The sequence below is a fragment of the Cupriavidus sp. HY129 genome (genome assembly GCF_059492215.1).
Map to the genome: position 1 here is coordinate 388,640 of NZ_CP083254.1, position 23,087 is coordinate 411,726.

A 23,087-nucleotide genomic window follows, 5' to 3' on the forward strand; every position below is an offset into this window, starting at 1 on the left:
GGGGATTTGCCCGCCCTCGGGGGAATTTTTGCCCCCCGGATGGGGGCGCGTCGCTATAATCCGCGTTTTGATTCGGCTACGACCGCCAAATGCCCGCCCGGGCGCCCGCGGCCCCGACCGATGAATTGGACTCCGGCTGGCCCCAACCCTTGACCCGGTCAAGGGCGTCAGGTGCCCCGCCGGCATTCGGTTTTTCGCCGCCAGGGCACATCAATTCTGGCCATTCTGGGATAAGGGCAGCGGTATGCTGATCTGGTTCGTCATCATCTATTGGATCATCTCGGTCGGTATCGGCCTGTGGGCGGCGCTTCGCGTCAAGGGAACCGCCGACTTCGCCGTGGCTGGCCGCAGCCTGCCGTTCTATATCGTCACCGCCACGGTTTTTGCCACCTGGTTTGGCTCTGAAACTGTGCTCGGCATCCCGGCCGTGTTCCTCAAGGAAGGCCTGTCCGGGGTGGTATCGGATCCCTTCGGTTCCTCGCTCTGCCTGATCCTGGTTGGCCTGTTCTTCGCCCGGCCGCTGTACCGGATGAACCTGCTGACGATCGGCGACTACTATCACAACCGCTATGGCCGGCTGGCCGAAGTGCTGACCACGCTATGTATCGTGGTCTCGTATCTGGGCTGGGTGGCTGCGCAGATCAAGGCGCTGGGGCTGGTGTTCTATACGGTGTCGGACGGCGCGCTGTCCCAGGATGCCGGGATGATGATCGGCGCGGCCAGCGTGCTGGTCTATACGCTGTTCGGCGGCATGTGGTCGGTGGCCGTGACCGACTTCATCCAGATGATCATCATCGTGATCGGCATGCTCTATATCGGTTACGAAGTCAGCGGCCAGGCGGGTGGCGTGACAGCCGTGGTGTCGCACGCGGCGGCGGCCGGCAAGTTCGAGTTCCTGCCGTCGCTGGACCTGGTGCAGATCATCGGGTTTGCCGCGGCGCTGTTCACGATGATGCTCGGCTCGATTCCCCAGCAAGACGTGTTCCAGCGGGTCACTTCCTCGCGCACCGAGCAGATCGCCGGTCGTGCGTCGGTGCTGGGTGGCGTGCTGTACTTCTTCTTCGCGTTCATTCCGATGTTCCTGGCCTATTCGGCCACACTGATCGACCCGGCGATGGTCGAGAAGTACATCAACTCGGATTCGCAACTGATTCTTCCGCAGCTGATCCTGACGCACGCGCCGATGTTCGCCCAGGTGATGTTCTTCGGCGCGCTGCTTTCCGCCATCAAGAGCTGCGCCTCGGCCACGCTGCTGGCGCCGTCGGTAACGTTCGCCGAGAACATCCTGCGCCCGTACTTCCGCCATCTCGCGGACAAGCAGTTCCTGCGCGTGATGCAGGTGGTGGTGCTCGTCTTCACGTCGCTGGTCACGCTGTTCGCGCTGAACTCGCACCTGTCGATCTTCCACATGGTCGAGAACGCCTACAAGGTGACGCTGGTGTCGTCGTTCGTGCCGCTGGCCTTCGGCATGTTCTGGAAGCCGGCCACCCGCCAGGGCGGTCTGGCCGCGATCCTGCTTGGCCTGGCCTCGTGGCTGACCTGCGAGGTCGCCTTTGCCGATGCCACGGTGCCACCGCAAATGGTAGGGTTGCTGTTCTCGATCAGCGGGATGGTATTCGGGTCGCTGCTGCCTCAATGGATCAGCGATCGGCCGCCCGTTCGTGAAGTGCATATTGCATAACTTTATGCCTTCGAGGCCTTATCTGGCCTGCTTGCGGACGTTTGCGGCCCCGAATGTCCCCTTTTCCGGTCGGTAGCCGGTCCGGCAACGGTTTATAATCAACGGCTTTGCATCGCCGCGCGCCCCCGATCTCGCGCAATTCGCCTTGATCGACGCCCTTGTCATTTGGCGTGGCGCTGCCATCTATCAGTTTTACGTTTCAGTTTTCCGCGAAAGAACCACCATGCCGATCTATGCCTACCGTTGCGACGCCTGCGGATACGGGCGCGATGTGCTGCAGAAGATGAGCGATGCCCCGCTCACGGACTGCCCATCCTGCGGCGCCGCCGGAACCTATAAGAAGCAGCTGACTGCCGCCGGCTTCCAGCTCAAGGGATCGGGCTGGTACGTCACGGACTTCCGCGGTGGCAGCGGCGGCACCAGTGCCCCGGCCACCTCGGGCAACGCCGCCGCGCCTGCCGCCCCGGCAGCATCCGCCGAGTCGTCTACCGCATCGACCACTTCCGCGGCTCCGGCCGCCGGTGGATGCGGCGGTTCGTGCGCCTGCCACTGACGCACAGGCAAGCCGTGGTCACCAAGAAAACCTCCGCCTTGAAGACCTGGTTCCTGACCGGGCTGCTCGTGCTGGTGCCGCTGGGCATCACCCTGTGGGTGCTCAACGCCGTCATCAGCACGATGGATCAGAGCATGGCGCTGCTGCCGCTGGCATGGCAGCCCGAAAATCTGTTCGGGCTCCGCATTCCGGGCCTGGGCGCCATCCTGACGCTGCTGTTCATCCTGGTGGTGGGCGTGCTGGCCCATAACTTCATCGGCCAGCGGCTGGTGAAGTGGTGGGAAGCGCTGCTTCGTCATATCCCCGTGGTCGGTCCGATCTATACCAGCGTCAAGCAGGTCTCGGACACACTGCTGTCGTCGTCGGGCAACGCGTTCCGCAAGGCGCTGCTGGTGCAGTACCCGCGCGAGGGATCGTGGACCATCGCATTCCTGACCGGCCGGCCCGGCGGTGACGTGCAGAATCACCTGCAGGGCGATTACGTCAGCGTCTACGTGCCGACCACGCCGAACCCGACCTCGGGCTTCTTCCTGATGATGCCCAGGGCCGATACGATTGAACTCGACATGACCGTCGACGCCGCGCTGAAGTACATCGTGTCGATGGGCGTCGTGGCCCCGGCGGACCTGCCGCGCAAGTCCGGCGCCGACACGCGCCCGGCGCATGGCGCAGTGGCCGATGCCGATGCCGACGACGTCGTAGCCGACACTCATACCAACTGATTGCGCGCGGCCGTTCATCGCGGCCGTGCATTACAGGGAATCTCTCCTATGTCCTCCATGCGTACTCACTACTGCGGTCTGGTGACCGAACAACTGATCGGCCAGGAAGTGGCCCTGACCGGCTGGGTGCAGCGCCGCCGCGATCACGGTGGCGTGATCTTCATCGACCTGCGCGATCGCGAGGGCCTGGTTCAGGTGGTGTGCGACCCGGATCGTCCGGAGATGTTCAAGGCCGCGGAAGAAATCCGCAACGAGTTCTGCATCCGCATCACCGGCAAGGTGCGCCCGCGTCCGGCCGGCACCGAGAACGCCAACCTGACCTCGGGCAAGATCGAGGTGCTGTGCCATGAGCTGACCGTGCTGAACCCGTCGGTCACGCCGCCGTTCCAGCTCGACGATGACAACCTGTCGGAAACCACCCGCCTGACGCACCGCGTGCTGGATCTGCGCCGTCCGCAGATGCAATACAACCTGCGCCTGCGCTACAAGGTGGCGATGGAAGTGCGCAAGTACCTGGACGCACAGGGCTTCATCGACATCGAGACGCCGATGCTCGGCAAGAGCACGCCCGAAGGCGCCCGCGACTATCTCGTGCCGTCGCGCGTGAACCCGGGTCACTTCTTCGCGCTGCCGCAGTCGCCGCAGATCTTCAAGCAGATGCTGATGGTCTCGGGCTTCGACCGTTACTACCAGATCACCAAGTGCTTCCGTGACGAGGACCTGCGCGCCGACCGCCAGCCCGAATTCACGCAGATCGACTGCGAAACGTCGTTCCTGACCGAACAGGAAATCCGTGACTTGTTCGAGGACATGATGCGCACCGTGTTCAAGAACGCGATCGACGTGGACCTGGACGCCAAGTTCCCGGTGATGGAGTTCCGCGAGGCGATGGCCCGCTTCGGCTCGGACAAGCCGGACCTGCGCGTCAAGCTCGAATTCACCGAGCTGACCGAAGTGATGAAGGACGTCGACTTCAAGGTGTTCTCGGGCCCGGCCAACAGCGACAACGGTCGCGTGGTCGGCCTGCGCGTGCCGGGTGGCGGCGCGATCTCGCGTGGCGAAATCGATGCCTACACGCAGTTCGTGGCGATCTATGGCGCCAAGGGCCTGGCGTGGATCAAGGTCAATGAAGTGGCCAAGGGTCGTGACGGCCTGCAATCGCCGATCGTGAAGAACCTGCACGACGCCGCGATTGCCGAGATCCTGAAGCGCACCGGCGCCCAGGACGGCGACATCATCTTCTTCGGCGCTGACAAGGCCAAGATCGTCAACGACGCGATCGGCGCGCTGCGCCTGAAGGTCGGCCATTCGGAGTTTGGCAAGAGCACGGGCCTGTTCGAAGACACCTGGAAGCCGCTGTGGGTGATCGACTTCCCGATGTTCGAGTACGACGAGGAAGACGCCCGCTGGGTGGCCATGCACCACCCGTTCACGAGCCCGAAGGACGAGCACATGCAGTACCTGGAAACCGATCCGGGCAAGTGCATCGCCAAGGCCTACGACATGGTGCTGAACGGCTGGGAAATGGGCGGCGGCTCGGTGCGTATCTACCGTGAGGACGTGCAGAGCAAGGTGTTCCGCGCCCTGAAGATCAACGCCGAGGAAGCTCGCGCCAAGTTCGGTTACCTGCTCGACGCGCTGCAGTACGGCGCACCGCCGCACGGTGGCCTGGCTTTCGGCCTGGACCGTATCGTGACGATGATGGCCGGCGCCGACTCGATCCGTGACGTGATCGCGTTCCCGAAGACGCAACGCGCGCAGGATCTGCTGACGCAAGCTCCGAGCACGGTCGACGAGAAGCAGTTGCGAGAACTGCACATTCGTCTGCGTGCCCAGGAGCCGAAGACCACGGCCTGATCGTTGTTCAGACCTGCAAAAAAGCCGCGCCGATGCGCGGCTTTTTTGTTCTTGGCGCAATGATGCGTTTCCATTTGTTACTACCCGGAACGAAGCCGGCGGGGAGAATGTCTTTCTGCGTTGATACGCGTGATGCAGGCCCGCCTCGAAGGCCGCCACGACGTGGGAGGACCAAGGCGTGAATCTAGATACCGAACTGATCCGTGCGTTCCTGCAAGTTCATGCGGAAACGATCCTGACCTGGCTGGCGGCCGGGTTGCTCATGATGCTGCTGGCCCGCTTCGAACTGCGCCGCGCGGTACGCAAGTCGGCGCAGGCGATGTCCCAATCGGTGGCCGCCACGGTGGCCGCTTGTGTACCTGATATCGCGCACGCGGCGCAGCAAGGACATACGGTGCCGGGCGAACTGGCTGCTACCGGCGCCGAACCGATGGCCACCCAGCGCGCGGACGCACTGCGCAAGCTCGCGCTCGACACCGTGGCTACCGTCATGACGCGTGGCCGCTGGCTTGAAGACGTTGGCAACCTGCGCCTGGGCGAGGATGCGCTGTTGTCCGGCCGGCGTGCCGGTGGCGCGGATCCGCTGCTCGTGGTGGCGCCGCAACCGGTGGTGCAGGCGTACCTGAACGCCCAGCGCACCTTTGACGATGAAGCGACCACACTGCAGAACCATCGGCGCGAGGCGCTTCGGCTTCAAGAGGCGTTGCAGGCACTTAATGCCGAGGCGGCTCATGTCGAGCAGGAAACGGCAAGCATTGTGATGCGCTTCGAACAGGTCAATGCCCAAGTCGCCCAAGGCGTGGAAGCAGGCGACTACCAGCGGTTCCTGATCCAGAAATACAACCAACTCGGCGTGCGCGAGAAGGAAATCGGGCAGGAACGCGCGTCGATGGCAGCACAGGCACGCGAGGCCGCCGATGCGCTGGCCAGCCTTGCGCATACAGCCTCGCAGCGCTATACGCAGGCGCTGGCGCCACTGATGCAGCAGCTTCGCTCAGCATGGGGGCATGGCGATTCGCCTGAGGTGTTCGATACCTGGCTCCGAGCCGCGCCGGCCGAGCAGCCGGGTGACCGTCAGGCGACGATCCGCCCCGGCGAACATACATTGGCCTGAGTAGGGGGGAGGCAGCGGCCGGAGCGCGCCATTGGCGTCCGGCTGCGCTATGCTTTGGTTTGTCCCTGCCACCCTTCCCATGCGCTACAAGATTCCCGAATCGGTACTGGTCGTCATCCACACACCAGACCTGCAAGTCCTCCTGATCGAGCGCGCCGACCGGCCCGGCTATTGGCAGTCGGTGACCGGCAGCCTTGATGCCGAGGACGAGCCGCTACCCATGACCGCCGCGCGCGAGGTGGCCGAGGAAACCGGACTTATCGCCAGCCGCTATTCGCTGACCGACTGGCAACACACCATCGACTACGAGATCTATCCGCAATGGCGCCACCGCTATGCGCCGGGCATCACTCGCAATACCGAACACTGGTTCGGATTGTGCGTACCCGCGCCGATGCCGGTGACGCTGGCGCCGCGTGAGCACCTGCGCTTCGAATGGCTGCCCTGGCAGGCGGCCGCGGCGCGTTGCTTCTCCAGCAGCAATGCCGAAGCGGTGCGCCAGCTTGCCTGGCGCGTGGCTGGCGGCCAGGGCGCCGGGCTCGACGTCACGAACGGAGCCGCCGCACCATGAAGTTGCGCGTTGTCACCTACAACATTCACAAGGGCGTAAAGGGGTTCACCGGCAAGCCACGCATCCAGAGCGTGCGAACCGGCCTGCAGTCGATGGACGCGGACATCGTGTTCCTGCAGGAAGTGCAGGACCGCAACGATCGCCTGGTCGCGGCCGAGTTGTTTGACCCCGATCACACCCAGCTCAACTACCTGGCGACGGATGCCTATCCGCATTCGGTCTATGGCCGCAACGCGGTGTATGACCACGGCCATCATGGCAATGCCATCCTGTCGCGCCATCCGATCCTGATGTCGGAGAACCTCGATATCTCCGATCACCGCTTCGAGCAGCGCGGGCTGTTGCACGCGGTGGCCGATATCAACGGCGTCGAGGCACACCTGATCTGTGTGCACTTCGGCCTGTTCGCGGGAAGCCGCGTGCGTCAGACCAGCGCGTTGGTGGAGCGCGTGCGCAGCGTGGTGCCGGCCGATGCGCCGCTGGTGATCGCGGGCGACTTCAACGACTGGAACCACAAGCTCGACTCGAAGATCTGCAACACGCTCAATGCCGTCGAGTCGGCGGACGCGAAGAACGGACGCATCCATACGTTCCCGAGCCATATGCCATGGTGGCAGCTCGACCGCATCTACGCACGGGGATTCGAATTCGAGCGCACGCAAGCGCTGACCGGCCGCGAATGGGCGCAGCGCTCGGACCATGTCCCGCTGATGGCGGAACTGGCCCGGCGGGTGGCAATTCCGGAAGTCTGACGCCTGGGGATCGGATTCAGCGATCGAGGTAAGCGCGGATCCACGCGTAGATCGCGTCGACATCCGACAGCTTCAGAACGGGCAGGGTCGTCTGCCGGGAGACCTCTTCAGGGACATCGGTCGCCACTGCGACCACACCCGGCACATCCGTCCACAGCGGCGCCTTGCCGTTGGCGGGGCGATAGATTTCCAGCTTCGGGAAATCGCTCCACTTGTAGCCTTCCACCATCACCAGATCGGTTTCGGGCGGCAGTACCGACAATGCCTCGCTGATCTCGGGCGACGGCTTTTCCTCGGGGTAGTGCCGCATCAGCGTCAGGTGACGGGCGCCCACAAGCACCACGTTCTGACATCCGCCCTCGCGCATCCGCCATGAATCCTTGCCCGGGGTGTCAGGGTCGAACCCGTGGTGCGTGTGCTTGATGCCCGCGACGCATAAGCCATCGGCTACGAAACGGGGGATCAACTGGTCCAGTAGCGTGCTCTTGCCGCTGCCCGACGAGCCGGCGATGCCGAATACCTTCACAATGCTTTCCCTGTTGGGCGTCACAATGCTCCGACAATATCAGACTTCGCCAGGGCCATGTGCAGGAGCCGCCCGTTCGCCGATAATCGAGTCCATGTCACGGATCTACGATCGGGCATCGTCCCCAACGTCGAGTGCCCCAGGCACACCGGAATCGCCATCGAGCGCATTGCATCACGAGGATGGCGATCCCACTGCCACCACCGTTGCCACCGCCACTGCGCCATTGATCCGCTGGGTGCGCCGGCGCGGCAGCCCGGTCCAGGGCAACCTGGTCGATCTGCTGAGCAACGGCCAGGAGTATTTTCCTGCCCTGATCGAGGCGATTGATGCCGCGCGCGTGCACGTCGTGCTTGAGACCTATATCTATGCCGACGATGCTGTCGGCGCCCGCGTCACCGATGCGCTGATCCGGGCGGCGCAACGCGGTGTGGATGTCCGGCTGGTCGTCGACGGATTCGGCGCGGGGGATATGCCTGCCACGCTCGCCAGCCGGCTGCGCGATGGAGGCGTGCGCCTCGAGGTCTTTCGTCCGGTGCGCGGATTCAGACTGGCGCGCAGGCATCTGCGGCGGTTGCATCGCAAGATGGCGGTGATCGACGACAACGTGGCGTTCGTCGGCGGTATCAATATCATCGACGACCACAACTACGGCCCGCTGGAATTGCCCGAAGTCGGCCCACGCTACGACTTCGCCGTGCGCGTGCGCGGCCCGCTGGTGGCGCAGATCGCGCTGGCTTCGGCGCGGCTGTGGTTCCGGATGGCACAGCAACGTGGGCTGCGCGAAACCGCAGCGGCTTTCGCCGAAGTGGAAACCCTGACCACCGCCGCGCGGCAGGCCCGGCGCGAGCATCATGAGGGCGGCGTGGCTGCGGCCTTGCTGCTGCGCGACAATCTGCGCAATCGCCGCACGATCGAGCGCGAATATCTCTACGCGCTGGGCGCCGCGCGTCATGACGTGATTATCGCCAACGCCTATTTCCTGCCTGGCACGAAGATGCGGCGCGCGTTGCTGGCGTGCCGCGAGCGCGGGGTGCGCGTGCGACTGCTGCTGCAGGGGATGGTCGAGTACCGGCTGCAACATTTCGCGACGCACGCGCTGTATGCGCGGCTGCTCGAGGCCGGCATCGAAATCTACGAATACGAAGCGAGTTTCCTGCACGCGAAGGTCGCGGTCATTGATAACTCGTGGGCGACGGTTGGCTCGAGCAACCTGGATCCGTTCAGCCTGCTGCTGGCACGAGAAGCCAACGTCGCGGTGTATGACCCGGGCTTTGCCGGTGTGCTGCGCGCGCGTCTGGAGCGGGCCATGGCGCAGCGTAGCGCGCGCGTGGTGCCCGAGGTTCACGCACGCCTGCCGCGACTGCGCCGGTTTGCCAATTGGGCGGCGTACTACGTGTTGCGTCTCGGCGTCGTGATCGCGGGTGTCACAGGCCGTTACTGACGCCGCGCAAGCCGGGCACGGTAACATGCTGCCCTGCCGCAAGCCGCGCCTTCCGCGCAAACGTGCCCCGGCCATTTCAAGCCGGTTTTAAGCCGATGCTGCATTGCGCCGCAAGATACCAGCGCGATGCCGTCCGTTTAGAAACACGGGTCTAATTAAAAGCTTGATGCCAATCGGCCTCGCCAGAATAATCTGAACGACCGTTCTTTTTTGGCTTAGACTTCGTGCATTCGCGGCCGCCCCCTATTGAAAATCAGCGACCGAAGTGCCTGCCGACCGCAACGTCAGGTCAAGAACAGTGCTCCTGAGAGCACTGCAAAGAACGGAGAAAAAACATGCGCCACCAGTCAGTTCGCCTTGAATCCGCCGCCGCGCCCGCGCCCTTGCGCAAGGGCGAGATGACGCGCGTGGCGATTCTCGATGCGGCACTGGAACTGTCGTCTCGCGACGGGCTCGAAGGGCTGACCATCGGCCTGCTCGCGGAACGTATGCAGATGAGCAAGAGCGGTGTCTTCGCGCATTTCGGTTCGCGCGAGGACCTGCAGGTTGAAGTGGTGCGCGAGTATCACCGGCGGTTCGAGCAGGAGGTGTTCTACCCCTCGCTGCAAGAGCCGCGCGGGTTGCCTCGCCTGTGGTCGATGGTGCGACGCTGGATGGAAAAGCGTATCCAGGAGGTGACCACGGGGTGCATCTACATCAGCGGTGCGGTCGAGTACGACGATCGCGCGGAAAGCCCGGTGCGTGACGAGCTCGTCAAGAGCGTCACGATCTGGCGTGCCGCGCTGATGCGTGCGATCGATCAGGCCAAGGAAGAGGGGCACCTGCGCGCGGATTGCGATCCGCGCCTGATGCTGTTCGAAATGTACAGTCTTGAACTAGGCTTGCATCACGACGCCCGTTTCCTGCGCCTGCCGGACAGCGCCGAGCTTGCCATGGTTGCGCTCAACAAACTGATTCAGTCTTACCGAACCTGAGCCGCCCCACGGGCAGCGCTCGCGCAATCCCGCTTCAGGGTGTGCGGCTCGCGCGTGTGGTGGCACTAGCAAACCTCCAAGGAGTCTTTGATGGGCCAGTACACCGCACCGTTGCGCGACATGCAGTTCGTGCTCCATGAACTGCTCGGCGCCGAAGCCGAACTCAAGGCGATGCCGCAGCACGCGGACATCGACGTGGACACCATCAACCAGGTGCTCGAGGAAGCCGGCAAATTCTGCTCCGACGTGGTCTTCCCGCTGAACCAGCCTGGTGACCGTGAAGGCTGCACCTACGTCGGCGACGGCGTGGTGCGCGCGCCCAAGGGCTTCAAGGAGGCCTATCAGCAGTTCGTGGAAGCCGGCTGGCCCGCACTGGCGTGCGATCCGGAGTTTGGCGGCCAGGGTTTGCCGATCATCATCAACAACGCGCTGTACGAGATGCTGAACTCGGCCGGCCAGGCATGGACGATGTATCCGGGCCTGTCGCACGGTGCCTATGAAGCGCTGCACGCGCACGGCACGCCGGAACTGAAGCAGACGTATCTGCCGAAGCTGGTGTCGGGTGTCTGGACGGGCACGATGTGCCTGACCGAGCCGCACTGCGGCACCGATCTCGGCATCCTGCGCAGCAAGGCCGAACCGCAGGCCGATGGCTCGTACTCGATCACCGGCACCAAGATCTTCATCTCGGCCGGCGAGCATGACATGGCCGAGAACATCATCCACCTCGTGCTGGCACGCCTGCCGGACGCACCTGGCGGCACCAAGGGCATTTCGCTGTTCGTCGTGCCGAAGTTCATCCCCGACGCCAACGGCAACCCGGGCGAGCGCAACGGCATCAAGTGCGGTTCGATCGAACACAAGATGGGCATCCACGGCAACGCCACCTGCGTGATGAACCTCGACGGCGCGCGCGGCTGGATGGTGGGCGAGCCCAACAAGGGCCTGAACGCGATGTTCGTGATGATGAACGCCGCGCGCCTCGGTGTTGGCGCCCAGGGTCTGGGCCTGACCGAGGTGGCCTATCAGAACTCGCTGGCCTACGCGAAGGACCGTCTGCAGATGCGCTCGCTGACCGGCCCGAAGGCACCGGACAAGCCGGCCGACCCGATCATCGTGCACCCGGACGTGCGTCGCATGTTGCTGACGCAAAAAGCCTACGCCGAAGGTGGCCGCGCGTTCGCCTACTGGACCGCGCTGCAGATCGACCGTGAGCTGTCGCACCCCGACGAAAGCGTGCGCAAGGAAGCCGGCGACCTCGTGGCGCTGCTGACCCCGGTCATCAAGGCCTTCCTGACCGACAACGCCTTCACCTCGACCAACGAGGGCATGCAGGTGTTCGGCGGCCACGGCTACATCTCCGAGTGGGGCATGGAGCAATACGTGCGCGACGCGCGTATCAACATGATCTACGAAGGCACCAACACGGTTCAGTCGCTTGACCTGCTGGGCCGCAAGGTTCTGGGCGACATGGGCGCCAAGCTGAAGGCCTTCGGCAAGATCGTGCAGACGTTTGTCGAGGAAGAAGGCACGAGCGAGGCGATGCAGGAGTTCATCAACCCGCTGGCCGACATCGGCGACAAGGTGCAGAAGCTGACGATGGAAATCGGCATGAAGGCGATGGGCAATGCCGACGAAGTGGGTGCTGCCGCCGTGCCGTACCTGCGCGTGGTGGGACACCTCGTGTTCTCGTACTTCTGGGCCCGCATGGCCAAGATCGCCCTGGACAAGCAGGACAGCGGCGACAAGTTCTACACGACCAAACTGGCTACGGCGCGCTTCTACTTCGCCAAGCTGCTGCCGGAAACCGCGGGCGAGATTCGCAAGGCTCGCGCTGGCGCATCCACGCTGATGGCGCTGGACGCAGATCTGTTCTGATCGAGTTGCTCTACTGAGGGTTGCCTCCCTTCTCCCCTGACACGGGAGAAGGGGAGAATCCACCCGCAGCATATTCATCTCTCCTCAAACGCTCACTAGCCAAGGAGCGCGCATGTCCAATTTCATCGTCAAGAAAGTCGCTGTGCTCGGTGCAGGCGTCATGGGGGCGCAGATTGCCGCCCATCTGATCAACGCCCGCGTTCCCGTGATCCTGTTCGACCTCCCGGCCAAGGAAGGCCCGAAGAACGGTATCGCCGATCGCGCGATCGAGAACCTGAAGAAGCTCTCGCCCGCGCCGCTCGGCATCAAGGAAGAGGCCAGCCTGATTCGCGCCGCCAACTACGAGGACGACATCGCCCTGCTCAAGGAGTGCGACGTGGTGATCGAGGCGATCGCCGAGCGCATGGACTGGAAGCATGACCTCTACAAGAAGGTGTCGCCGCATCTCGCGCCGAACGCGATCTTCGCCACGAACACGTCGGGCCTGTCGATCACGGCGCTGTCCGAGGGTTTCGATGCCGACCTGAAGTCGCGCTTCTGCGGTGTGCACTTCTTCAATCCGCCGCGCTACATGCACCTGGTGGAGCTGATCCCGACCGCGACGACCAAGCCGGAGATTCTCGACCGTCTGGAATCGTTCCTGACCACGTCGCTGGGCAAGGGCGTCGTGCGCGCCAAGGACACGCCGAACTTCATCGCCAACCGTGTCGGCATCTTCTCGATCCTGGCCGTGTTCGCCGAGGCCGAGAAGTTCGGCATTCCGTTCGATATCGTCGACGACCTGACCGGCACCAAGCTGGGCCGCGCCAAGTCGGCCACGTTCCGCACCGCCGATGTGGTCGGCCTGGACACGATGGCGCACGTCATCAAGACGATGCAGGACAACCTGACCGATGACCCGTTCGCACCGGTGTACAAGACGCCGGCCGTGCTGAAGGGGCTGGTGGATGCCGGCGCGCTGGGCCAGAAGACCGGCGCCGGTTTCTACAAGAAGGAAGGCAAGGCAATCAAGGTGCTGGACGCCGTGTCTGGCCAGTATGTCGAGTCCGGCAAGAAGGCCGACGAGATCGTCGTGCGCATCCTGAAGAAGGAGCCGGCCGAACGTATCAAGCTGCTGCGTGAATCGACCAATCCGCAGGCCCAGTTCCTGTGGGGCGTGTTCCGTGACGTGTTCCACTACATCGCCGTCTATCTCGAGCAGATCGCCGGTTCGGCCGCCGATATCGACCTGGCCATTCGCTGGGGCTTCGGCTGGAACTCGGGTCCGTTCGAAGACTGGCAGGCCGCTGGCTGGAAGCAGGTGGCCGAGTGGGTCAAGGAAGATGTCGAGGCAGGCAAGGCGCTGTCGAACGCACCGCTGCCGGCATGGGTGCTGAACGGCGCCGTGGCCGAGAACGGTGGCGTGCATGGCGCGCAGGGTTCGTGGTCGCCGGCGGCCAGTGCATTCGTCAAGCGTGCCGAATTGCCGGTGTACCAGCGCCAGGTGTTCCGTGCCGCGCTGAAGGGTACCGATTCGCCCGATCCGCGCCGTGCCGGCAAAACGATCGAGGAGAACGATGGCGCGCGCATCTGGACCACTGATGGCGCCGACGATGTGCTCGTGATCTCGTTCAAGAGCAAGATGAACACGGTTGGCCCGGATGTGCTCGATACCATCGTGCGCGCCGTGGAACTGGCCGAAGCCAGCTACAAGGGTCTGGTGGTCTGGCAGCCGACGTCGCTGCAACTGGGCGCGCCGGGTGGTCCGTTCTCGGCGGGTGCCAATCTGGAAGCCGCGATGCCGGCCTTCATGATGAGCGGTGCCAAGGGCATCGAGCCGTTCGTCAAGAAGTTCCAGGACACGATGATGCGCGTGAAGTACGCGGCGGTGCCGGTGGTGCCGGCCGTGTCGGGCATCGCGCTCGGCGGTGGCTGCGAACTGATGCTGCATTCCGCGAAGCGGGTGGTGGCGCTGGAAAGCTATGTTGGCCTCGTCGAGGTGGGCGTGGGGCTGGTGCCGGCCGGCGGTGGCCTCAAGGAAGCTGCGATCGCAGCAGCCAAGGCCGCGCAGGCAGCGGGCAGCACGAACTACCTGAACTTCATCACCAATCGCTTCCAGGCAGCGGCGATGGCCAAGGTGTCGTCGTCGGCGCTCGACGCGCAGAAGATCGGCTACGTCCAGCTGACCGACACGATCGTCTACAACGTCCATGAACTGCTGTACGTGGCGCAGAACGAAGTGCGCGCGCTGGCCAACGCCGGCTATCGCGCGCCGCTGCCCGGCCAGCTGATTCCGGTGGCTGGCCGCTCGGGCATCGCCACGATCAAGGCATCGCTGGTCAACATGCGCGACGGCAACTTCATCTCGGCGCACGACTTCCTGATTGCCTCGCGCATCGCGGAAGTGGTTTGCGGCGGCGACGTGGAGGCTGGCTCGCTGGTCAGCGAAGACTGGCTGCTGGCGCTGGAGCGCCGCGCATTCATCGACCTGCTGGGCAACGGCAAGACCCAGGAGCGGATCATGGGAATGCTGCAGACGGGCAAGCCGGTGCGCAACTAATCAGGCCAACGAGGAACCGACATCATGAAACAACTGCAAGACGCATACATTGTCGCGGCTACCCGTTCGCCGATCGGCAAGGCCCCGAAGGGCGCTTTCAAGAACACCCGTCCCGATGACCTGCTGGCCACGATCCTGCAAGCGGCCGTGGCCCAGGTGCCGAGCCTGGACCCCGCGCTGATCGAGGACGCCATCGTCGGCTGCGCGATTCCCGAAGCGCAGCAGGGCCTGAACGTGGCGCGTATCGGCGCGTTGCTGGCCGGCCTGCCCAATACCGTGGGCGGCATCACCGTGAACCGCTTCTGCGCGTCGGGCCTGTCGGCCGTGGCAATGGCTGCGGACCGTATCCGCGTGGGCGAGTCGGATGTGATGATCGCCGCCGGCGTGGAGTCGATGAGCATGGTGCCGATGATGGGCAACTCGCCGTCGATGTCGCCGTCGATCTTCGAGCGCGACGAGAATATCGGCATTGCCTACGGCATGGGCCTGACGGCCGAGAAGGTGGCCACGCAGTGGAAGGTCAGCCGCGAGGACCAGGATGCGTTCTCGCTGGCATCGCACCAGAAGGCCATCGCCGCGCAGCAGGCTGGCGAGTTCAAGGACGAAATTACCCCGATTGAGGTAGTTGAACGGTTCCCGGATCTCGCGTCTGGTCAGATCAACGTCAAGACGCGTACTATCTCGCTGGACGAGGGACCGCGTCCCGATACGTCGGTGGAAGGGCTTGGCAAGCTGCGCGCGGTGTTCGCCAACAAGGGCAGCGTGACGGCCGGCAATAGCTCGCAGACGTCCGATGGCGCCGGCGCGCTGATCCTGGTTTCGGAGAAGATCCTCAAGCAGTTCAACCTGGTGCCGCTGGCCCGTTTCGTATCGTTCGCGGTGCGTGGCGTGCCGCCGGAGATCATGGGGATCGGTCCGAAGGCAGCGATTCCGGCTGCGCTGAAGGCCGCTGGCCTGACGCAGGACCAGATCGACTGGATCGAACTGAACGAAGCGTTTGCCGCGCAATCGCTGGCGGTGATGCGTGATCTGGAACTTGATCCGGCCAAGGTAAACCGGATGGGCGGCGCTATCGCGCTGGGCCATCCGCTCGGCGCGACCGGAGCGATCCGTTCGGCCACCGTGGTGCACGCGCTGCGTCGCCACAACATGAAGTACGGCATGGTGACCATGTGCGTGGGCACGGGCATGGGCGCCGCCGGGATTTTCGAGCGCGTATAAATAAAACGTGCCAGGGACAGCCCGACGGGTGGGCTGTCCCGACCTTCGATCAGGTGAGGAAATGCATGGACACGGAGATGCCAACACACTGAAACCGAGGGGAGAACAATAATATGCAGGAGACCGCCATTCTGGCCGACGCGGCGTGTGACATGCCGCGCGCGATGATGGACGCGCTAGGCGTCCGCACGATTCCATTCCGCATCCGGGCCGGCGACCGCTTCGTAGTCGACACCCGCGACGAAGCCGAGCTTCCAAACCTGTACCAGAAGTATCTGGTCGGCAAGCAGGACCACTACGCGGAATCGATCCCGCTGCTCGAGCGCGAGCTGGAAGACCATTTGCTCAAAAACGTGGTGGCCGGTTGTGACCGGGCCATTCTGCTGACCATCGCCAGCAGCCGCAGCAAGCTGTATTCGAATGCCACCGGCGCGGTGGTCGGTACTGTCGCGCGCAGTTTCAAGCTGCGCAAGGATGCCGGCCGCAGCGGGCTGTTCGACCTGACCGTGATCGACACCGGCGCCATTGGCCCGGGCCAGGCGCTGATCGTGCGCGAGGCTGCGCGAATGCTCGCCGACGGCGCCAGTGCGGCATCCGTGGTCGACGCGGTCGAGAACCGCCTGCGCGATGCGGCCCACATGTTCCTGATTCCCGACGAACTGCTCTACATGTACACGCGTGCCAAGCTCAAGGGCGAGAACAGCATCACGTGGAGCCGCTACATGCTTGGCAGCGCGTTCAACATCCGCCCCGTGATCCATATGCACCGGGGCGTCACCCAGGCCATTGCCAAGGCGCGTGGCAACGAAGAGGGCGTTCGGCGGCTGCTCTCCCACGTCGAAGCCTGCATTCGCGCCGACAGCCTGCTGACGCCGGCCGTGGCCGCGTGCTATGCGGGCGATATCGACGAGGTGGAAGCGCTGCCGGCCTGGCAATCCTTGAAGCACATCGCCGCATCGCGCAACGTGGAGCTGATGCTGGCGCCGATGAGCCTGACCGTCGCGCTGAACGTGGGAGCGGGCGCGTTCGGCTTGAGTTATCTTTCCGAAGCGCCGCCACCGTTCGTGTGATCGGCTTCCTTCTCAAAACGGAGACGAGGTAGAAATGAGCATTGCAACCAGCATCGACCAGGGCGTACTGACCATTGGCTTCGATCGCATCGACAAGAAGAACGCGATCACCGCGGCGATGTACCAGACCATGGCCGACGCGCTGCGCGCCGCCGAGACCGACGCCGCGGTACGCGTCATCGTGATCGAAGGCAAGCCCGAGGTCTTCACGGCGGGCAACGATATCGAAGACTTCCTGAAGCGCCCGCCGACCAACGGCGCCGATGGCGCGCCGGCTCCGGTGTTCCAGTTCCTCCAGGCGATCAGCCGGGCGACCAAGCCCATCGTGGCATCGGTCAGCGGCGCAGCCGTTGGCATCGGCACCACGCTGCTGCTGCATTGCGATCTCGTCTACGCATCCGAGACGGCAAAGCTGGCGTTGCCGTTTGCCCAACTCGGCCTCTGCCCGGAGGCGGCATCGAGCCTGCTGTTGCCGCGCATGGTCGGCTATCAGCGCGCCGCCGAAAAGCTGCTGCTTGGCGAGGCATTCAGCGCACAGGAAGCCTTTGAGATCGGTCTGGTGACGAAGGTGCTGCCGGTGGCGGAACTGCAGGGTTATGTGCGTCAGCAGGCGGCCAAGCTGGCGGTGTTGCCCGCGTCGTCGCTGCGCGAAACCAAGCGCCTGATGAAGGGCGATGACGCGGCTGCCGTGGAAAAGAAGATGCTTGAGGAGGGCGAGGTGTTCCGCCGCATGCTGGTGGCGCCGGAAGCGAAGGAGGCCTTTACGGCATTCTTCGAGAAGCGCAAGCCGGATTTCTCGAAATTCAGCTAAGGCGAAGCAAGGTGTAGCTTGTTTGCGTCCCTCTCCCATGCGATGGGAGAGAGGCTGCGGAGAGGAGAGAACGCTCTGCGATCAAGCCGCCGGCAACACCCTCGGTTGCCGGCTCTCGTCGGTGGCCACGTAAGTCAGCGTGGCCTCCGTCACTTTCACGATCTCGTTGGCGTGGCGCATTCGTTGCGCGTAGACCTCCACGGAGACTGTGATCGACGTGCGGCCCGTCTTGACGATGTCGGCATAGAAGCTGACCAGATCGCCGACGAACACCGGATTCTTGAACAGGAACGAATTCACCGCCACGGTGGCCACGCGGCCTTGCGCGCGCTCCACGGCGGGGATCGATCCGGCCATGTCCACCTGCGACATGATCCACCCGCCGAACACATCGCCGTGAACGTTGGCGTCGGCCGGCATCGGCACCACGCGCAGCGCGGGATTCTTGCCGGAAGGGAGTTCGGGAACAAAGCTGGAAGTGGTCATGGCGGGTCTTTCGGGGCGGATGAAGCGGAGGCCAGCCGGGTTGTCGGATCTCTGCGACAATCGCGGCATTGGCCCGAATTCTAACGTATGCGCCGCTATTCCACGACCGCCGAGCCCGCCCCCGCCGAGCCGGCAAATTCGCTGTTCCAGGGCGGCGCGCGCCGCAGTGACTGGCAGACCGTTCGCAACCTGCTCCCCTACGTCTGGCACTACAAGTGGCGCGTGATGCTGGCGCTGACCTGCCTGGTCGCCGCCAAGGTGGCCAACCTGGGCGTGCCGGTGCTGATGAAGAAGCTGGTCGACAGCATGAACATCGCGCCTGGCGATCCGGCGGCGTTGCTGGCCGTGCCAGTGGGATTGATTGTTGGCTACGGCCTGTTGCGGCTCTCGAGCACGCTGTTCACCGAGTTGCGTGAAATCCTCTTCTCGAAGGTCACGCAGAGCGCGGTGCGAGAGATCGCGCTGCAGGTGTTCCGCCATTTGCACGCGCTGTCGCTGCGCTTCCATCTGGATCGGCAGACCGGGGGGATGAGCCGGGACATCGAGCGCGGGACGCGGGGCATCCAGTCCCTGATCTCGTACTCGCTGTACAGCATCCTGCCCACGCTGGTCGAGATGTCGCTCGTGATCGGCTTCTTCGTTGTGCGCTACGACATCTGGTTCGCCGCGATCACGATCTGCGCGCTGGCTGGCTATATCGTGTTCACGATCGTCGTGACCGAATGGCGCACGCATTTCCGGCGCAAGATGAACGAGCTCGACTCGCGCGCCAACCAGAAGGCGATCGACTCGCTGCTGAACTTCGAGACCGTGAAGTATTTCGGGAACGAGGAGTACGAGGCACGCCGCTACGACGAGAACCTGCGTACCTATCGCACGGCGGCAATCCGTTCGCAGAACTCGCTGTCGTTCCTGAATTTCGGCCAGCAGGCGATCATCGCCCTGGGCCTGATCCTGATCCTGTGGCGTGCCACGGTGGGCGTTGCCGCCGGCAAGCTCACGCTTGGTGACCTCGTGCTGGTCAATACGCTGATGATCCAGCTCTATATCCCGCTCAACTTCCTGGGCGTGATCTATCGCGAGATCAAGCAGGCCACCACCGATATGGACCGCATGTTCGTGCTGCTCGGCACGCAACAGGAGGTGGCCGACACGCCCGGCGCGCCGGTGCTCGCCGTCAACGGCGCCGAGGTGCGCTTCCGCCATGTCGGCTTTGGCTACGAGAAGAACCGCGTGATTCTCGACGACGTCGATTTCACGATCGCGGCGGGGACGACAACGGCCGTGGTTGGCCACAGCGGCTCGGGCAAGTCCACGCTCGCGCGGCTGCTGTTCCGCTTCTACGACGTCACGCGGGGCAGCATCGAGGTCGATGGGCAGGACATCCGCAAGGTGCGGCAGGTCAGCCTGCGCGCGTCGATCGGCATCGTGCCCCAGGACACCGTGCTGTTTAATGACAGCATCTACTACAACATCGCCTATGGCCGCCCGGAGGCCACGCGCGAGGAAGTCATCGAGGCAGCGCGCGCCGCGCAGATCGACACCTTTATCAGCGAATTGCCGCAGGGCTACGACACACCGGTGGGCGAGCGGGGCCTGAAGCTGTCCGGCGGTGAAAAGCAGCGGGTGGCCATCGCGCGCACGCTGCTGAAGAACCCACCGATTCTGGTATTCGACGAAGCCACGTCGGCGCTCGACTCCCGCACCGAACAGGCGATCCAGTCGGAGCTGATGCGGCTGGCGCAGAATCGCACGACGCTGCTGATCGCGCACCGGCTATCGACCGTGGTGCACGCCGACCAGATCCTTGTGATGGACCGTGGACGCATCATCGAACGCGGCACCCATGCCGAGCTGATGCGGGCCAATGGCCACTACGCCGAGATGTGGCAGATCCAGGCGCGCAACGCGGCGGAGGGCTCGCCCGATACCGACGCGCTGGCGATCGATGTGGGCGACGCCACGCAGGACGCATAACGCAAGGCATCGATTGTCGACAATTGATGCCGGCAACCGCGGCTGAAAACTGTCCGCGCACAATCCTGGTTCGTCATTGCGCCACCGGCACGCCTTGCCCCGGTGCATGAGCGACGCCTGAAAAGCTGGCACGCCACTTGCGAAAAGCCCTCTCCAGAGAGATCAACTACTGGAGAAGGTCCATGCCGCAATCCCCTCTGCGCCGTCATCTGCTGAAGCTGTGCACCGTCATGGGCACCACCATGGTGCTGTCGACACTCTGCGCGGGCACCGCGCAGGCGCAGACCGCGACGAAGATCCGCTTTCAGCTCGACTGGCGCTTTGAAGGGCCATCCGCGCTGTTCCTGCTTGGCGAGCAGAAGGGCTACTACAAGGCCGAGAAGCTCGACGTGTCGATCGACGCCGGCAACGGATCGGGCAACGTGGTCAATCGCGTGGCCTCCGGCACGTATGACATGGGTTTTGCCGATCTGGCATCGGTGATGGAGTTCTACGGCAACAACCCGGACGCGAAGAACAAGCCGGTGGCCGTGATGATGGTCTACAACAACACGCCAGCCGCGGTGCTGGCGCTGAAGAAGTCCGGCATTCGCGCGCCGAAGGACCTGACCGGCAAGAAGCTCGGCGCCCCGGTATTCGATGCCGGCCGCCGCGCGTTCCCGATCTTCGCCAAGGCCAACGGCCTGCAGGCGGCGTCGTTCAACTGGCAGGCGATGGATCCGACGCTGCGCGAGACCATGCTGACGCGTGGCGATCTCGATGCGATCACCGGCTTCTCGTTCACGTCGATCCTGAATCTCAATGCGCGCGGCGTGAAGGATGAGGACATCGTCGTGCTCCCGTATCCGCAGTACGGCGTGAAGCTGTATGGCAACGCGATCATTGCGTCGGAGCAGTTTCTGAAGGCCCACCCTGAAGCGGTCAAGGCCTTCCTGCGGGCGTTCGCGAAATCGGCGAAGGACGTGATCGCGAACCCGGAGGAGGGGATCAAGGCCGTGAAGGCGCGCGACGGGATCATCGACGAGAAGCTCGAAGTTCGCCGGCTGAAGATGGCGCTCGACGCGGTGGTCAAGTCGCCCGATGCCAAGGCGGAAGGTTTCGGGCGCGTCAACAAGCCGCGCCTGTCGCTGATGGCATCCCAGGTGGCCGACGCCTTCGCCACCAAGGGGCGTATCAATCCCGATGCGCTGTGGACCGATGCCTATCTGCCGTCGGCAGCCGAACTGGATGTCCTGCGATGATGGCCCGGCAAGCGCTTCACCCCGCCACTGGCGGAGCCTCCAACGCAACCCGGCCGTTCGTCGATTTCAATCGCGTCTGGCTGGCCTATGACGACGAGCTGGCGCGGCGCGGGGAGTTCGCGGTCGAGGACATCTCGCTGCAGGCAGCCGAAGGCGAGTTCATCGCCATCGTCGGCCCATCCGGATGCGGCAAGTCGACGTTCATGAAGCTGGCTACCGGCCTGCGGCAAGCCACGCGTGGTGCGGTCAGCATCAACGGCGAGAAGGTCAGCGGGCCGCTCAAGCAGGTGGGCATGGCTTTCCAGGCGCCGACGCTGCTGCCATGGCGCACCACGCTCGACAACGTGATGCTGCCGCTCGAGATCGTCGAGCCGTACCGCTCGACGATGCGCGCGAAGCGCGACGAGTATGTGGCGCGCGCCCGCGATCTGCTGAAGACGGTCGGGCTTGCTGGCTACGAGGACAAGTATCCGTGGCAGCTTTCGGGCGGCATGCAGCAGCGGGCGTCGATTTGCCGGGCGCTGATCCATCAGCCGCGAATGCTGCTGCTGGATGAGCCGTTCGGCGCGCTCGATGCGTTCACGCGCGAGGAACTCTGGTGCGTGCTGCGGGACCTCTGGCAGGCGCAGCGCTTCAACGTGATCCTCGTCACGCACGATCTGCGCGAGGCCGTGTTCCTGGCCGATACCGTGTACGTCATGAGCGCGCGGCCGGGACGCATCCTGCTGCGCCGGGAGATCGACTTGCCGCGCCCGCGTCCGCTCGATGTCACCTATTCCGAACCCTTCGCCGAACGCGTGCACGAGTTGCGCGAGAAGATCGGCCATGTCAGGCAGCAATGATCATGAACACGATGTCTTCGATTCAGGCAAAGCGCGTGCAGCGTGTGGCGCCGTGGCTGTTGCTCGGTGCGTTCCTGTTGCTGTGGCAGGTGGCGTGCCTCGCGTTCAACGTGTCGGACTTCATCCTGCCGAGCCCATCTTCGATCGTCTCCTCGATGACCGAGTATGGCGATGTGATCGCCGCACACGCGTGGCGCACCTTCTGGACCACGATGGTCGGCTTCGGCCTGGCCATTGTGGTGGGCGTGGTGCTCGGCATGCTGATGGGATCGTCGAAGCTGGCGTACGCGGCAACCTATCCGCTGATGACGGCCTTCAACGCGCTGCCGAAGGCGGCGTTCGTGCCGATCCTGGTGGTGTGGTTCGGGCTTGGCGCCGGGCCGGCGATCCTGACCGCGTTCCTGATCTCGTTCTTCCCGATCATGGTCAATATCGCGACGGGGCTGGCGACGCTCGAACCCGAACTCGAGGACGTACTGCGCGTGCTCGGCGCCAAGCGCCGCGACGTGCTGCTGAAGGTGGGCCTGCCCCGCGCGATGCCGTTCTTCTTCGCCTCGCTGAAGGTGGCGATCACGCTTGCGTTCGTCGGCACCACGGTGTCGGAGATGAGCGCCGCCAACGAAGGCATCGGCTATCTGCTCGTATCGGCAGGATCGGCCATGAAGATGCCACTCGCGTTCGCCGGTCTCGTCGTCATCGCCATCATGGCGATGGGCATGTATGAGCTGTTCTCGGTGCTGGAGAAACGGATGACGGGCTGGGCGCATCGGGGGTGAGGTTTCTGCGTTTCTCCCCGCTCCCGCTCGGAGGGAGCGGGGAGTAGCCTCT

General features: G+C 64.1%; 20 protein-coding genes. 18 read left to right on the top strand and 2 right to left on the bottom strand.

The annotated features are described in order from the left end of the window. The first annotated feature begins 244 nt into the window (after positions 1-244). The 7 genes from K6G35_RS01860 (at position 245) to K6G35_RS01890 (ending at position 7,250) form a co-directional block, all read left to right on the top strand. Positions 245-1,681 (top strand): high affinity choline transporter 1, encoded by a 1,437-nt coding sequence (locus K6G35_RS01860; RefSeq protein WP_008645949.1) that lies wholly within the window; start codon positions 245-247, stop codon positions 1,679-1,681. A gap of 223 nt (positions 1,682-1,904) precedes the next feature. After that, on the top strand, positions 1,905-2,234 hold the full coding sequence (locus K6G35_RS01865; RefSeq protein ID WP_035881495.1) for an FmdB family zinc ribbon protein: 330 nt from the start codon (positions 1,905-1,907) through the stop codon (positions 2,232-2,234). A gap of 14 nt (positions 2,235-2,248) precedes the next feature. After that, complete coding sequence (locus K6G35_RS01870) at positions 2,249-2,956, top strand: DUF502 domain-containing protein (protein WP_035881496.1); 708 nt, start codon at positions 2,249-2,251, stop codon at positions 2,954-2,956. Between the two features lie 48 nt (positions 2,957-3,004). Continuing rightward, a complete protein-coding gene (gene aspS / locus K6G35_RS01875; protein ID WP_017512028.1) occupies positions 3,005-4,813 on the top strand; it encodes an aspartate--tRNA ligase in 1,809 nt (602 codons plus the stop codon). A 178-nt stretch (positions 4,814-4,991) separates the two neighbouring features. Further along, positions 4,992-5,927: a hypothetical protein gene (locus K6G35_RS01880; RefSeq protein WP_008645953.1), complete on the top strand. Its 936-nt coding sequence runs from the start codon at positions 4,992-4,994 to the stop codon at positions 5,925-5,927. Between the two features lie 79 nt (positions 5,928-6,006). Then, positions 6,007-6,498, top strand: coding sequence for a dihydroneopterin triphosphate diphosphatase (gene nudB / locus K6G35_RS01885; RefSeq protein ID WP_008645954.1), 492 nt, complete (start codon positions 6,007-6,009; stop codon positions 6,496-6,498). Continuing rightward, complete coding sequence (locus K6G35_RS01890; protein WP_008645955.1) at positions 6,495-7,250, top strand: endonuclease/exonuclease/phosphatase family protein; 756 nt, start codon at positions 6,495-6,497, stop codon at positions 7,248-7,250. Before nudB ends, K6G35_RS01890 begins: the two co-directional genes overlap by 4 nt. Positions 7,251-7,266: 16 nt before the next feature. Here the strand turns inward: K6G35_RS01890 and mobB are convergent, their stop codons facing one another. Beyond that, complete coding sequence (gene mobB / locus K6G35_RS01895) at positions 7,267-7,776, bottom strand: molybdopterin-guanine dinucleotide biosynthesis protein B (protein ID WP_495676027.1); 510 nt, start codon at positions 7,774-7,776, stop codon at positions 7,267-7,269. A gap of 94 nt (positions 7,777-7,870) precedes the next feature. Between mobB and clsB the strand changes: the two genes are divergently transcribed. The 7 genes from clsB (at position 7,871) to K6G35_RS01930 (ending at position 17,713) form a co-directional block, all read left to right on the top strand. Further along, positions 7,871-9,220 (top strand): cardiolipin synthase ClsB, encoded by a 1,350-nt coding sequence (clsB, locus tag K6G35_RS01900; RefSeq protein ID WP_035881365.1) that lies wholly within the window; start codon positions 7,871-7,873, stop codon positions 9,218-9,220. Positions 9,221-9,603: 383 nt separating this feature from the next. Further along, entirely contained in the window at positions 9,604-10,194 is a 591-nt protein-coding gene (locus tag K6G35_RS01905; RefSeq protein ID WP_008645958.1) for a TetR/AcrR family transcriptional regulator, read from the top strand. A 90-nt stretch (positions 10,195-10,284) separates the two neighbouring features. Continuing rightward, entirely contained in the window at positions 10,285-12,072 is a 1,788-nt protein-coding gene (locus tag K6G35_RS01910) for an acyl-CoA dehydrogenase C-terminal domain-containing protein (RefSeq protein ID WP_008645959.1), read from the top strand. Between the two features lie 112 nt (positions 12,073-12,184). Beyond that, positions 12,185-14,611 (top strand): 3-hydroxyacyl-CoA dehydrogenase NAD-binding domain-containing protein, encoded by a 2,427-nt coding sequence (locus K6G35_RS01915; protein WP_495676028.1) that lies wholly within the window; start codon positions 12,185-12,187, stop codon positions 14,609-14,611. 21 nt (positions 14,612-14,632) lie between these two features. Further along, a complete protein-coding gene (locus K6G35_RS01920; RefSeq protein ID WP_040011042.1) occupies positions 14,633-15,832 on the top strand; it encodes an acetyl-CoA C-acyltransferase in 1,200 nt (399 codons plus the stop codon). A gap of 113 nt (positions 15,833-15,945) precedes the next feature. Beyond that, positions 15,946-16,902, top strand: a complete 957-nt coding sequence (locus K6G35_RS01925) for a DegV family protein (protein WP_017515246.1) — start codon at positions 15,946-15,948, stop codon at positions 16,900-16,902. Positions 16,903-16,936: 34 nt separating this feature from the next. Then, the gene (locus tag K6G35_RS01930) at positions 16,937-17,713 is read left to right on the top strand and encodes an enoyl-CoA hydratase (protein WP_008645965.1); all 777 of its coding nucleotides are present in this window, start codon (positions 16,937-16,939) and stop codon (positions 17,711-17,713) included. Positions 17,714-17,794: 81 nt separating this feature from the next. On the opposite strand, the gene K6G35_RS01935 is transcribed toward K6G35_RS01930, so the two are convergent. Next, complete coding sequence (locus K6G35_RS01935) at positions 17,795-18,199, bottom strand: acyl-CoA thioesterase (RefSeq protein ID WP_008645967.1); 405 nt, start codon at positions 18,197-18,199, stop codon at positions 17,795-17,797. Positions 18,200-18,286: 87 nt separating this feature from the next. On the opposite strand from K6G35_RS01935, the gene K6G35_RS01940 reads away from it, so the two are divergent. The 4 genes from K6G35_RS01940 to K6G35_RS01955 all read left to right on the top strand — a co-directional run bounded on the left by K6G35_RS01940 (position 18,287) and on the right by K6G35_RS01955 (position 23,035). After that, the gene (locus K6G35_RS01940) at positions 18,287-20,176 is read left to right on the top strand and encodes an ABCB family ABC transporter ATP-binding protein/permease (protein ID WP_495676029.1); all 1,890 of its coding nucleotides are present in this window, start codon (positions 18,287-18,289) and stop codon (positions 20,174-20,176) included. Between the two features lie 182 nt (positions 20,177-20,358). Further along, a complete protein-coding gene (locus K6G35_RS01945) occupies positions 20,359-21,417 on the top strand; it encodes an ABC transporter substrate-binding protein (protein WP_024569484.1) in 1,059 nt (352 codons plus the stop codon). Next, positions 21,414-22,259: an ABC transporter ATP-binding protein gene (locus K6G35_RS01950; RefSeq protein ID WP_035881371.1), complete on the top strand. Its 846-nt coding sequence runs from the start codon at positions 21,414-21,416 to the stop codon at positions 22,257-22,259. The genes K6G35_RS01945 and K6G35_RS01950 overlap by 4 nt, the downstream gene beginning before the upstream one ends. Next, positions 22,256-23,035 (top strand): ABC transporter permease, encoded by a 780-nt coding sequence (locus K6G35_RS01955; RefSeq protein WP_035881372.1) that lies wholly within the window; start codon positions 22,256-22,258, stop codon positions 23,033-23,035. The genes K6G35_RS01950 and K6G35_RS01955 overlap by 4 nt, the downstream gene beginning before the upstream one ends. Positions 23,036-23,087 lie beyond the last annotated feature (52 nt).

Coding starts and splice junctions, on each gene's coding strand:
- K6G35_RS01915 (WP_495676028.1), top strand. CDS start 12,185: ATGTCCAATTTCATCGTCAAGAAAGTCGCTGTGCTCGGTGCAGGCGTC.
- K6G35_RS01940 (WP_495676029.1), top strand. CDS start 18,287: ATGCGCCGCTATTCCACGACCGCCGAGCCCGCCCCCGCCGAGCCGGCA.
- K6G35_RS01910 (WP_008645959.1), top strand. CDS start 10,285: ATGGGCCAGTACACCGCACCGTTGCGCGACATGCAGTTCGTGCTCCAT.
- clsB (WP_035881365.1), top strand. CDS start 7,871: ATGTCACGGATCTACGATCGGGCATCGTCCCCAACGTCGAGTGCCCCA.
- K6G35_RS01935 (WP_008645967.1), bottom strand. CDS start 18,199: ATGACCACTTCCAGCTTTGTTCCCGAACTCCCTTCCGGCAAGAATCCC.
- K6G35_RS01955 (WP_035881372.1), top strand. CDS start 22,256: ATGATCATGAACACGATGTCTTCGATTCAGGCAAAGCGCGTGCAGCGT.
- K6G35_RS01925 (WP_017515246.1), top strand. CDS start 15,946: ATGCAGGAGACCGCCATTCTGGCCGACGCGGCGTGTGACATGCCGCGC.
- K6G35_RS01950 (WP_035881371.1), top strand. CDS start 21,414: ATGATGGCCCGGCAAGCGCTTCACCCCGCCACTGGCGGAGCCTCCAAC.
- nudB (WP_008645954.1), top strand. CDS start 6,007: ATGCGCTACAAGATTCCCGAATCGGTACTGGTCGTCATCCACACACCA.
- K6G35_RS01890 (WP_008645955.1), top strand. CDS start 6,495: ATGAAGTTGCGCGTTGTCACCTACAACATTCACAAGGGCGTAAAGGGG.
- K6G35_RS01930 (WP_008645965.1), top strand. CDS start 16,937: ATGAGCATTGCAACCAGCATCGACCAGGGCGTACTGACCATTGGCTTC.
- aspS (WP_017512028.1), top strand. CDS start 3,005: ATGTCCTCCATGCGTACTCACTACTGCGGTCTGGTGACCGAACAACTG.
- K6G35_RS01865 (WP_035881495.1), top strand. CDS start 1,905: ATGCCGATCTATGCCTACCGTTGCGACGCCTGCGGATACGGGCGCGAT.
- K6G35_RS01860 (WP_008645949.1), top strand. CDS start 245: ATGCTGATCTGGTTCGTCATCATCTATTGGATCATCTCGGTCGGTATC.
- K6G35_RS01945 (WP_024569484.1), top strand. CDS start 20,359: ATGCCGCAATCCCCTCTGCGCCGTCATCTGCTGAAGCTGTGCACCGTC.